Annotated in this window: 9 protein-coding genes; 8 read left to right on the top strand and 1 reads right to left on the bottom strand. The window is 66.5% G+C overall.

Annotation, left to right across the window (positions count from 1 at the left end; genetic code table 11):
* Positions 1 to 50 precede the first annotated feature (50 nt).
* The 3 genes from mltB (at position 51) to EO139_RS11265 (ending at position 4,067) form a co-directional block, all read left to right on the top strand.
* On the top strand, positions 51 to 1,190 hold the full coding sequence (gene mltB / locus EO139_RS11275; protein ID WP_126944587.1) for a lytic murein transglycosylase B: 1,140 nt from the start codon (positions 51 to 53) through the stop codon (positions 1,188 to 1,190).
* Positions 1,187 to 2,602, top strand: coding sequence for a septal ring lytic transglycosylase RlpA family protein (locus EO139_RS11270; protein WP_126970644.1), 1,416 nt, complete (start codon positions 1,187 to 1,189; stop codon positions 2,600 to 2,602). The genes mltB and EO139_RS11270 overlap by 4 nt, the downstream gene beginning before the upstream one ends.
* A gap of 259 nt (positions 2,603 to 2,861) precedes the next feature.
* Positions 2,862 to 4,067, top strand: a complete 1,206-nt coding sequence (locus EO139_RS11265) for a D-alanyl-D-alanine carboxypeptidase family protein (protein WP_104583775.1) — start codon at positions 2,862 to 2,864, stop codon at positions 4,065 to 4,067.
* Between the two features lie 224 nt (positions 4,068 to 4,291).
* Here the strand turns inward: EO139_RS11265 and EO139_RS11255 are convergent, their stop codons facing one another.
* Positions 4,292 to 5,353, bottom strand: a complete 1,062-nt coding sequence (locus EO139_RS11255; RefSeq protein ID WP_104583776.1) for a lipid A deacylase LpxR family protein — start codon at positions 5,351 to 5,353, stop codon at positions 4,292 to 4,294.
* Between the two features lie 287 nt (positions 5,354 to 5,640).
* Here EO139_RS11255 and EO139_RS11250 point away from each other — a divergent pair, with 287 nt between their 5' ends.
* From EO139_RS11250 to EO139_RS11230, 5 genes are all read left to right on the top strand, one after another.
* Positions 5,641 to 6,624: a CsgG/HfaB family protein gene (locus EO139_RS11250; protein ID WP_104583777.1), complete on the top strand. Its 984-nt coding sequence runs from the start codon at positions 5,641 to 5,643 to the stop codon at positions 6,622 to 6,624.
* Between the two features lie 127 nt (positions 6,625 to 6,751).
* Entirely contained in the window at positions 6,752 to 7,030 is a 279-nt protein-coding gene (locus tag EO139_RS11245; protein WP_104583778.1) for a YbeD family protein, read from the top strand.
* Positions 7,018 to 7,716, top strand: coding sequence for a lipoyl(octanoyl) transferase LipB (gene lipB, locus EO139_RS11240; RefSeq protein WP_126942845.1), 699 nt, complete (start codon positions 7,018 to 7,020; stop codon positions 7,714 to 7,716). The genes EO139_RS11245 and lipB overlap by 13 nt, the downstream gene beginning before the upstream one ends.
* 15 nt (positions 7,717 to 7,731) lie before the next feature.
* Positions 7,732 to 8,745: a lipoyl synthase gene (lipA, locus tag EO139_RS11235; RefSeq protein WP_119129570.1), complete on the top strand. Its 1,014-nt coding sequence runs from the start codon at positions 7,732 to 7,734 to the stop codon at positions 8,743 to 8,745.
* 376 nt (positions 8,746 to 9,121) lie between these two features.
* A complete protein-coding gene (locus EO139_RS11230) occupies positions 9,122 to 11,281 on the top strand; it encodes a carboxy terminal-processing peptidase (protein ID WP_206515142.1) in 2,160 nt (719 codons plus the stop codon).
* The last annotated feature ends 3 nt before the right edge of the window (positions 11,282 to 11,284 follow it).

Below are 11,284 nucleotides of genomic sequence, written 5' to 3'. Positions count from 1 at the left end.
TTCATGGCCTTATTGCCAGAAGTTCATCTGTTCTCTGTTACCCTCGGCCGATGATTCGACGCACTCTGACCTGCCTGCTCACCCTCGGCCTCGTCGCCTGCGCGACCCAGCCCAGCCCTCCGACCCCGCCGCCGGCCGCCAGCGCGCCCCCGGCCAAGCCGCCGAGCACCCCGGTCGCGCCCGTCAGTGCGGCTGCCGAAGCGCCCGCGCTGCCGCCGGTGGACCTGACCCCGGTGCCGTTCGAGATCGCCCGTGCCAACTTCGTGCGCGACACCGCCGCCAAGTACGGCATCGACGCCGCACAGATCGAAGCGGTGCTGGCGCAGGCGCAGTTCAAGGACGCCATCGTCACCGCGATGTCGCGCCCGGCCGAGCGGGTCAAGCCGTGGAACGAATACCGCCCGATGTTCATCACCCAGGCGCGCATCGATGGCGGCCGCAAGTTCCTGGCCGAACATCGTGCAGAGCTGAGCAAGGTCGAAGCAGCCACCGGCGTGCCGGCGCAGGTAATCGTGGCCATCATCGGGGTGGAAACCAGTTACGGCAGCAATGCCGGCAAGTACCGCGTGCTGGACGCGCTGTACACGCTGGCGTTCCGCTACCCGCGTAGCGGCGACCCGGCCAAGCTCGAACGCGAAGTGCGTCGGGAGCTGTTCTTCCGCGATGAACTCGGCCAGCTGTTCGCGCTCGGCAAGGAAGAGCAGCTCGATGTCACCACGCTGATCGGCAGCTATGCCGGCGCGATGGGCATGGGCCAGTTCATGCCGTCCAGCTACCGCCAGTTCGCCGTCGATGGCGATGCCGACGGCAAGCGCAACCTGTTCACCGATCACAACGACGTGTTCGCCTCGGTGGCCAACTACTTCGTCAAGAAGGGCGGCTGGGTGCGCGGTGGCCAGGTCGCGGTGCCGGCCACGCTGGCCGCCGGCCACGAGGAATTCAATCCCACCGACTGGTCGCCGGTGCACACGCTGGCCGATCTGTCCGCGCGCGGCTACCACCCCGATGCGCCGGTGGTGGCCGGCACTACCGCCACGCCGATCACCCTGGACGATGCCAACGGCAAGCAGTACTGGCTGGGCTTCCAGAATTTCTACGCGATCACCCGTTACAACATTTCCAAGATGTACGCGATGGCCGTGTTCCAGCTGTCCGAGGCCATCGCCGGCAAGGAGTTACCCCCGGCATGAACAGCACGACAGGCCCCAAGTGGCTGATCCCGATGGCGCTGATGCTTGGCCTGGCGGCCTGTAGCAGTGCACCGAAGAAGAGCGCCGGCACTGGCGGAAGCGGCGCCATCAAGGGCGTCAAGGTCGACGGCAAGGGGCCGGCGTATGTCGCCACCGGTTGCCCCTCGACCTCGCCGTACGCGGCCGCCAAGGAAGACCCGTCCACGCGCGGCGACTACACCGCCGGCGGCCTGTACAAGCCCGGCGTCAAGGACACCACGCCCGACCATGTGCCCAACGTGGCCTGCATCCCCGAACCGCTGGTCACCAACGAGCCGCGCTCGGCGGTCGGCAACCGCTCGCCGTATGAGGTGCTGGGCAAGCGCTACGTGGTGATGGACAGCCCCGGCGACTATGTCGAACGCGGGACCGCCTCGTATTACGGCAGCAAGTTCCACGGCCGGCTGACCTCCAACAAGGAGGTCTACGACATGTACGCCTTCACCGCCGCGCACAAGACCTTGCCGCTGCCCAGCTTTGCGTTGGTGACCAATACCGACACCGGCGATTCGGTGGTGGTGCGCGTCAACGACCGCGGCCCCTTCCACGACGGGCGCGTGATCGATCTGAGCTACGCCGCCGCGGTCAAGCTGGGCATCACCGGCAAGGGCACCGGCAACGTCGAGGTGCGTGGCCTGACCGAAGCCGACAACGGCAATCTGCTGGCCAAGCGCCGCAGCGGCAGCGCACCGGTCAGCACCGCGGTGGCCGCCGCACGGCCGGCCGCCAGCGCCAGCCAGATCGATGGCCTGGTGCAGCGTCTGCCTACCCGCACAGTGCCGTCCGCCGCTCCGCGCGCAGGGGCCGCCAGCGCCGCCGCTCCGGTCGCCGCCGCAGTGGCAAGCAGTGCCGGGACTGCTGCGGTTCCCGCGGGCGAGCGTTGGCGCTACCGCGTGGCCGACTCGCGCCAGCCCGGCAATGCCGACAATTTCGATGCCTGGATGAAGGCGCAGGGCGTGCGCGTGGCCACCGGCAAGCCGTCTGCCGCCGCGCCGCGGCCTGCCTCGGCTGTCCCGGTAGCGGTCGCGCCAGCCGCCCCGGTCGCGGTGGCGGCGATCAAGCCTGCCGACAGCGCGCCAGCACGTCCGCTCAGGAGCGAACCGGTACCGGTCAAGGCGCCGAGCGTGGCCGAGGCGGCATTGGGCGACATCCTGCTGCAGGTGGCCAGTTTCGCCAGCCGCGAAAACGCCAACCGCGCGCTGTCGCAGCTCGCCTCGGCCGGCATTGCCGGCGCCAGCGTCAGCGATATCGTCAGCGGCGGCCGTACCTTGTGGCGGTTGCGCGTCAACGCGCGCGACCACGCCAATGCCTCGGAAATCGCGCAGCGCATCGCCGGCCTGGGCTTCGGGCGTCCGCAGATCGTTGCCAACTAGGCCGGGTCGAACTGTCTGCCAAGGCGTCGGCGGAGGGTCCGGCGCCTGACTTCGCAAGCTGTCGTCGAGCAACCGTGATCCCTGCGCGCCCTGTTCGCGCGCCCGATGCCCGGGTGCTGTCAGCCGCACTCGGCACGTCACCTGCCGCCATCGCTGAACTGCGCAGGCGCGCGCGGCCGCTGGCGCGTCGCCCTGATCGCCGCGGCGCCTTACAATTTCGCATTACCCAGCCTTCGGGCCCGTCAGGAGTCGTTCTTCAATGAAATTCCGCTTCGCTGCCGCTGCGGTGGCCACGTTCGCCTTTGGCCTGGTCTGCGCCCAGACGCCTGCGCCGCAGCCGACGCCTGCCGTTGCCGCTGCGCCGGCCGCCGTCCCGGTTCCGCCCGCACCCGCTCCGGCCGTGTCCAAGTCGTGGATCCTGATGGATTACGCCACCGGGCAGGTGCTGGCCGGTGAAAACATCCACCAGCAGCTGGCGCCGGCCAGCATCACCAAGGTGATGACGTCCTACGTGGTCGCTGCCGAAATCAAGAACGGCAAGGTCAAGCGCGACGACCAGGTCATGATGAGCGAGCGCGCCTGGCGCGAGGGCGGCGCCGGCACCGACGGCAGCTACAGCGGTTTCCCGGTCAACCAGACCGCGCGTCTGGAAGACATGGAAAAGGGCATGGCGATCCAGTCCGGTAACGATGCCGCGATCGCATTGGCCGAGCATGTGGCCGGCAGCGAAGAGGCCTTCGCCTCGCTGATGAACAGCTACGCCGCCAAGATCGGCATGAAGGACTCCTACTTCGTCAACGCGCACGGCCTCAGCGCCGAAGGCCACCATTCCACCGCCTACGACCTGGCCATGCTGGGCCGCGCGATGGTGCGCGACTACCCGGAGACCTACGCCTACAACAAGATCAAGGAATTCCAGGTCGGCAGCATCAAGCAGAACAACCGCAACCTGCTGTTGTGGCGCGACCCGGCGGTGGACGGCATCAAGACCGGCCACACCTCCGAGGCCGGCTACTGCCTGCTGAGCTCGGCCAAGCGCGGCGACCAGCGCCTGGTGGCGGTGGTGATGGGCGATTCGTCCGAGCGCCAGCGTGCCGACGACAGCCTGGCCCTGCTCAACTGGGGCTTCCGCTTCTTCGAAACCCACAGCCTGTACGCGCCCGGCAAGGTCGTGACCAAGCAGAAGGTCTGGAAGGGCGAGCAGGACGAAGTGCAGCTCGGCGTGGCCCAGCCGCTGCTGGTCAGCCTGCAGCGCGGCCGCTACAACGACCTCAAGCCCAGCATGGAAGTGGCCAAGAACCTGCAGGCCCCGATCAAGCAGGGCCAGCAGATCGGCACCGTCAAGGTCAGCCTGGACGGCAAGATCATCGCCCAGGCCCCGCTGGTCGCCATCAATGCCGTGGAAGAAGGCGGATTCTTCAAGCGCCTCTGGGATGCGTTCTGGATGTGGTGGGAATCGGAGTGATCCAAAGAAAAAGCCGGCGAAAGCCGGCTTTTTCTTTGGATCGGGAATCGGGAATCGGGAATCGGGAATCGGGAATCGGGAATCGGGAATCGGGAATCGGGAATCGGGAATCGGGAATCGGGAATCGGGAATCGGGAATCGGGAATCGGGAATCGGAGAGGCGGGGTGTCGCTCTTGCTCTACCTATTCCCAATTCCCTATTCCCAATTCCCGATTCCCAGCCCTCAAAGCATCCGACTGATCGTGAAACTGCCATACACCGGCGTTTCGCGCTGGGTGTCGAATTCGCGGGTGCGGTGGTAGCGGGCGATGGCGAACTTCCAGCGGCCGTACATCACCGCCAGGCCGTAGCCGACATCGCCCACGAACGCGCGCTTGTCCACGCTGTGGCTGTTGCGGAAGGTGTTGCCGTCCAGGGTGATGTCGCGCAATACCCAGCGCGCATCGGTGGTCACGAACAGATGGCCCGACCAGCCGCTGGCGCGCCCGAGCCGGCTGGGGGCGGTGTTCTCGCCGGCCGGGCGGGTCGGGGTGCTGCCGAAGTCGTCCGGCAGTTTCCAGCCAAAGCGTGCCTCGCCACCGGCATTCAGATGCGTGGCCATGTTGCCGACCGAGCCGCCCCAATGCGAAATGAAGTCCCAGCCGAAGCCGTCCGCATTGACCGCCGCATCGCCCGGCCAACGGCGCATGCGCTCGTGGACCAGGTTGATCAGCGGCTCGTTGTGCAGCTGGTTGTCCCAGCCCTGAAACTTCTCGTCGCCCAGGATGTCGTGGATGGCGTCCTGCGCTTCCTGCGCAAACGCCCATGGGCCGACCACGCCGATCTGCAGCTGGGTGGTGCGCAGCTGCGCATCGTTGCGCGCGTTGTAGCCGAAGCTCGCCAGCAGGATGCCCGCATACGGGCGATCATCGGGGATCACATCGCGGCGGGTGGGATCGGTGGGGGTGAAAATCGCCTGCCCGATCGAGAACACCATGTTCTGCTGCTCGAACTCGCCCGGATGCAGGCGCTCCAGGTAGCCGTTGACCCAGCGCGCGGTGCGCGGCAGGCAGGGGTCGTCGGTGTAGTCGACCAGGTTGGGCGAGACCAGCGTCAGTACCGCACCATTGGAGTAGCCCTGATCCTGGTCCTCCCCACCGAACAGGTCATTGTCGACCCGGAAGTTCACCGCCGGCGGGGTCCGGCTCATCCTGCTGGAGTCGCACTGGTCGGCGGCCAGGGCCGGCATCGACAGCCCGGAAAGAGAAAGCAGCAGGGCAGCGGTCAACGCGCGCGGTCGAAGCATGGAGGGCCTGGGAAGGTAGTAAGGACGATGTGGGGCAAAGGTGCCTGCGGCCACGGCTGCGCCGCGTGAATGTGCAGGAGGGATCATGCCCGAGCCGCCTGGATGCAGCGGCGGGGTCTGGAACACCAGTCCGTTCCATTTGCGGTATGACGGCCATGAAAAGCTCGCGCGAATAGCATATGATCCGCCCCCGGGGAAACCAGCCCCAAGGAACGGCGGCCTTCTCAGGCCGTTTCATCACAACGGATCGCGTTTGCCGACGGCAGCGCAGGTGTCAGGGGAACAATATGAGCAAGACGATTTCTGTGAGCGCAGCGCTGTTGTCCGGCGTGGTTGGCATTGCACTGGCCAGCGTCAGCGCGCCGGCCCTGGCCGGACTGAAGGATGCCTTCAAGGGCTCCGCACAGGATCAGCGCAAGGATGCCGTCGCGCAGATCCCGGTGTGTGCCAAGCCGCTGGGCAGCCTGTCGGTGATCGAGCCTGAGGACGCAGTCAACTGGTGGTCCGGTCAGCAATTGCCGGCGCCATCCAAGTTGATCAAGGTCTTCGTCAACCGTTCCCGCTGCTTCACCCTGGTGGACCGTGGCGCGGGCATGGCGGCATCGCAGCGCGAGCGCGATATGGCGGCAAACGGCGATCTGCGCGCACGTTCCAACGTGGGCAAGGGCCAGATCCGCGCAGCCGATTATGTGATGACGCCGGACCTCATTTCGCAGAACCACAATGCCGGCGGCAGTGCCATTGCCGGCATGCTAGGCGGCCTGGTGGGTGGCAATGCCGGCAACCTGGTCGGTGGCCTGAACCTCAACAAGAAGACCGCTGACGTGGTGCTGACCATCACCGATGTGCGCTCCTCCGAACAGGTCGCCATGGCCGAAGGCAACGCCAAGAAGACCGACCTGGGCTGGGGCGCGCGTGGCAACGTCTTCACCGGCGGCGACTACGGCGCGGCCGGTGCCGGCGGTTATGCCAACACCGAGATCGGCCAGGTGATCACCCTGGCCTATCTGCAGGCTTACACCGACGTCGTCACCCAGCTCGGCGGTCTGTCCGGCAACGCGGCTGCGTCCAATGTGCAGCAGGCTGTGACCGTGACCCGTGCGGGGCGTCTGTTGGGCAATGCCAAGGGCACTGGCGCAGCCGTGCGCACGCTGGAGCCGGGCATGATGCTGTACCCGACCGGCACCAAGGAAGGCGTCATGTGGGAAGTCGAAGACGAAATGGGCAATCGCGGCTGGGTCTCGTCGGCCATGCTGGAACTGTCCAAATAAGCAATTAGCGCCATCCATGCCGGGCGTGACGCGTCTGGCGTGAAACAACGGGGCCCCGGTGGCCCCGTTGTTCTTTCCCACGTACTGCGGACTTGGGTTTGTCCGCCATCGTCCCGATAATGGGCGAATGGAAATCAGCACCGACAACCCCGATCACGGCTTCCAGTTTCCCGGCACCTTCGAGCTCAGCGCCATGGGCGCGGCCGAGCGCGGGCTGGAAAGCGAACTTCCGCGCCTGCTCGCCGCCACCGGCGTGGAGCTGCTGGAGGAAAGCATCAGCTGGAAGCATTCGTCCAGCGGCAAGTATGTCTCGGTCAAGATCGGCTTCCGCGCCGAAAGCCGCGCGCAGTTCGACGCTGCGCACCAGGCGCTGCGCGACCATCCGGAAGTGAAGTGGACGCTGTAGCGGTGCAGGCGCTGGCGGGCCCGGTCCCCGTCCTGCCGGCGCAGTGGCGCGATCTCGGTCGACAGGAGTACGCGCCGGTGTGGCGCGCGATGCAGCGGTTCACCGATGCGCGTGATGACGCCACGGCCGACGAGGTGTGGGTGGTCGAACATGCGCCGGTGTTTACGCTGGGCCAGGCCGGCAAGCCCGAGCACGTGCTGGCGCCGGGCGAGATTCCGGTGCTGCAGGTCGATCGTGGTGGCCAGGTGACCTACCACGGCCCGGGCCAGCTGGTGGTCTATCCGCTGCTGGATCTGCGCCGGCTCAGGATCGGCGTACGCGATTACGTGTGCAAGATCGAGCAGGCGCTGATCGACACGCTGGAAGAGTGGAACATCGTCGCCGAGCGCCGCGACGGCGCGCCGGGCGTGTACGTGGGCGGGGCCAAGATCGCCGCGCTCGGCATCCGGGTGCGGCGCGGCTGCACCTTCCACGGCCTGTCGTTCAACGTGGCGATGGACCTGGAGCCGTTCCACCGCATCAATCCCTGCGGCTACCAGGGCCTGCAGGTGACCTCGGTGCTAGACTTGGGCGGCCCCTCCGGGATGGACGCCGTCAAGGCGGTGCTGCTCGATCAGCTGGCGCGCCAGTTCGGTCTCGTCCTGCAGCCCGCGTCCGCGTTGCCCGACCTTTCGCTTCCGGCCTGAGCGCCCGTTATTGCCATGACCCAGCCTATCGCCCGTTCCATTCCCTTGCAGGTCGTCTCCGGCGACTCCGCCGCACCTGCGCCGTTGCAGACCGGCGTCAAGCAGATCGGTGGCGACAAGATCAATCGCTCGCCGGTGCAGTTCGTCGATGCGCCGGTGCTGCGCAAGCCGTCGTGGATCCGCGTGCGGATTCCGTCCGGCAATGCAGTGCAGAACCTCAAGGCCAAGCTGCGCGAAAACCGCCTGGTCACGGTCTGCGAGGAAGCCAGCTGCCCGAACATCCACGAGTGCTTCAGCCACGGCACCGCGACCTTCATGATCCTGGGCGAGGTGTGCACGCGGCGCTGCTCGTTCTGCGATGTGGCGCACGGTCGGCCCAAGCCGCCGGATGCGAACGAGCCGGCCAGCCTGGCCACCACCGTGGCCGACATGGGCCTGAAGTACGTGGTGGTGACCAGCGTGGACCGCGACGACCTGCGCGACGGCGGTGCCCAGCATTTCGTCGACTGCATTGCGGCCATCCGGGTCAGTTCACCCAGGACCCGCATCGAGATCCTGACCCCGGACTTCCGCGGCAAGGGCCGCATGGACCGCGCGCTGGAGATCCTGGCGCTCAGCCCGCCGGACGTGTTCAACCACAACATCGAAACCGTGCCGGACCTGTATCCGAACGTGCGTCCCGGTGCCGACTATCAGTGGTCGCTGACCCTGCTGCAGCGCTTCAAGGCGCAGCATCCGTCCATCGCCACCAAGTCCGGCATCATGCTCGGCCTGGGCGAGACGATGGAACAGGTGCAGGCCACCTTGCGCGACCTGCGCGCGCACGATGTGGACATGATCACCATCGGCCAGTACCTGCAGCCGACGCCGCACCACCATCCGGTGATGCGCTACTGGACGCCGGAGGAATACAAGGCGCTGGAGGAGTACGGCAATGCGCTGGGCTTCAGCCACGTCGCCTCCGGACCGATGGTGCGCTCGTCGTACCATGCCGACCGGCAGGCGGCCGGCGCCGGCGTGGCTGCCTAAGGCAGGCGATCGCCCCCGTGCTCAGGCGGCTGCGGTCGCCAGCCCGGGCAGATGCGCCGTCTGGCAGCGCGGCTCCGTGCTGGCCGGGCGCATCCCACGTGGCAACTGCGTGCGAGCGGTTGCAACGATTTCGATGCCGAGCGACGCACTAGACCCCGCCTCTTGCGGGGTCTTGTCGTATCCGGCCTTCGCGTTCTGGCCTGCAGGGTACGGTCGCGTTCACAATCCGCTACAGGCCCGGCGCTAGGCTGATTCAGCCAGCGGATGACAACGCCAGCAACTTTCGGCACTGTCATGCTGTCCGATCCGTTCACCGCCTTTCTTTCGTCGGCCCTGTGCCGAGAGCCATTCGATGACCTACAACGTTTCTGCGTCCATGAAGGCCGGCCTGCTGGCGCTGGTGTTGACCACCCCGATGGCATTGCTCGCACGCGCCGATACGGCCTTGCCGGCCGCAGCCACGCCCGACCAGGCCACCGCGACCAAGCTGGTCTATGGCCTGCTCTCCGATAGCCGTTACGCCTACCGTCCGCGCACGCTGGACGAGGCGATGACCAAGGACGTGTTCAAGCGCTATCTGGAAACCCTGGACGGCAGCAAACAGTTCTTTACCCAGACCGACATCACCGGCTTTGCGCCGCTGGAAGCGGGTGTGGGCGATGCGTTGCGCGGCGGCAAGCTGGATCCGGCGTTCCAGGTGTTTTCGGTCTACAAGAAGCGTGTGGATCAGCGCGTCAAGTACGCGCGCGACCTGCTCAAGCAGGACTTCGATTTCACCGGCAGCGACAAGTTCGAGTACGACCGCAAGGACGTGCCGTGGGCCGCCGACGACAAGCAGCTGGACGTGCTGTGGCGCCAGTCGGTGATGAACGACTGGCTGCGCCTGAAGCTGGCCGGCAAGAAGCCTGAGGACATCCGCAAGACGCTGGACAAGCGCTATGCCGCGCTGGCCGATTCGGTCAACGAGTTGAAGGCCGAGGACGTGTTCCAGTTCTTCCTCAACGCCTACACCAATGCGGTCGATCCGCACACCGACTACTTCACCCCGCGCACGGCCGAAAACTTCAATCAGCAGATGTCACTGTCGCTGGAAGGCATCGGCGCGCAGCTGCAGAAGCAGGACGACATGGTGGTGATCCGCGAGGTGATCCCGGGTGGTCCGGCGGCGGTGGATGGCACGCTCAAGCCGGGCGATCGCATCGTCGGCGTGGGCCAGGCCAAGGACGGCGCGATCGAGGATGTGATCGGCTGGCGCATCGACGATGTGGTGTCCAAGATCCGCGGCAGCAAGGACACCCAGGTGCGCCTGGAATACATCCCGGCCGAGTCGGGCATCGACGGCAAGCACCGCACGGTGACGCTGACCCGGCAGAAGGTGCGACTGGCCGAACAGGCCGCCAAGGGCGAAACCATCACCCTGCCGGCCAAGGGCAGCGAGCCGGAGCGTCGCATCGGCATCATCAAGCTGCCGGGCTTCTATCAGGATTTCGAAGGCCGCCGCCGCAACGCGACCGACTATGCCTCGGCAACGCGCGACGTCGCCAAGCTGCTGGCCGGCTTCAAGACCGACAAGGTCGACGGCGTGGTGCTGGACCTGCGCAACAACGGCGGCGGTTCGCTGGACGAAGCGATCGAGCTCACCGGCCTGTTCATCGAGCAGGGTCCGGTGGTGCAGGTGCGCGAATCCGGCGGCCGCGTCACCGTCAATGGCGACAGCAATCCCAAGGTCGCCTGGGATGGTCCGCTGGGCGTGTTGATCAATCGCGGCTCGGCGTCGGCGTCGGAGATCTTTGCCGGCGCCATCCAGGATTACGGTCGCGGTCTGGTGATCGGTGAAACCAGCTTCGGCAAGGGCACGGTGCAGAACATCGTCGACCTGGACCGCTGGCCGGCTGCAGAAGGCCAGCGCTATGGGCAGGTCAAGCTGACGATCGCGCAGTTCTTCCGCGTCAGCGGCTCCAGTACCCAGCACAAGGGCGTGGTGCCGGACATCGCATTCCCGGCCAGTGTGGATGCCACCGAGTTCGGCGAGAGCACCTACGACAATGCGCTGCCGTGGACGCGCATTGCCGCCGCGCCGCATACCCAGTACGGCAACTTCGCGCCGCTGCTGCCCAAGTTGCAGGTCCTGCACACCGCGCGTATCGCCACCGACAAGGAGTTCCAGTGGTGGGAAGAGGACGTCAAGCAGTTCCGAGATGAGAAGGCCAAGAAGTACATTTCGTTGAACGAGGCCGAGCGCGTTGCCGAGCGTCAGAAGCAGGATCAGCAGCGCAAGGACCGCCAGCAGTTGCGCAAGCAGCTGGGCCTGCCGCTGGATCCGCTTGCCGAAGACAGCGACGACGGCCTGACCGGCAACGAGCGCGACATCGTCAAGGACACCGCACGCGAAAAGGCCGCGGAAAAGCGCCCGGACCCGTTGCTGCACGAATCGGCCGCCATCCTGGCCGATGCGCTGGGCCTGCTGTCGCAGGACCAACCGCTGTCGGCGCAGGTGCTGCCGCAGTCGACCGCACCGGGACGCTGGGCCGACTGATCG

This window comes from Xanthomonas sp. BRIP62411 (assembly GCF_003993525.1).
Classification (GTDB): Bacteria; Pseudomonadota; Gammaproteobacteria; order Xanthomonadales; family Xanthomonadaceae; genus Xanthomonas; species Xanthomonas euroxanthea.
This window is presented reverse-complemented; position numbering and strand designations above follow the sequence as displayed.

Bases quoted from the DNA above. Each gene is read 5' to 3' on its own strand.
- mltB (WP_126944587.1), top strand. From the start codon at position 51: ATGATTCGACGCACTCTGACCTGCCTGCTCACCCTCGGCCTCGTCGCC.
- EO139_RS11270 (WP_126970644.1), top strand. From the start codon at position 1,187: ATGAACAGCACGACAGGCCCCAAGTGGCTGATCCCGATGGCGCTGATG.
- EO139_RS11265 (WP_104583775.1), top strand. From the start codon at position 2,862: ATGAAATTCCGCTTCGCTGCCGCTGCGGTGGCCACGTTCGCCTTTGGC.
- EO139_RS11255 (WP_104583776.1), bottom strand. From the start codon at position 5,353: ATGCTTCGACCGCGCGCGTTGACCGCTGCCCTGCTGCTTTCTCTTTCC.
- EO139_RS11250 (WP_104583777.1), top strand. From the start codon at position 5,641: ATGAGCAAGACGATTTCTGTGAGCGCAGCGCTGTTGTCCGGCGTGGTT.
- EO139_RS11245 (WP_104583778.1), top strand. From the start codon at position 6,752: ATGGAAATCAGCACCGACAACCCCGATCACGGCTTCCAGTTTCCCGGC.
- lipA (WP_119129570.1), top strand. From the start codon at position 7,732: ATGACCCAGCCTATCGCCCGTTCCATTCCCTTGCAGGTCGTCTCCGGC.
- EO139_RS11230 (WP_206515142.1), top strand. From the start codon at position 9,122: ATGAAGGCCGGCCTGCTGGCGCTGGTGTTGACCACCCCGATGGCATTG.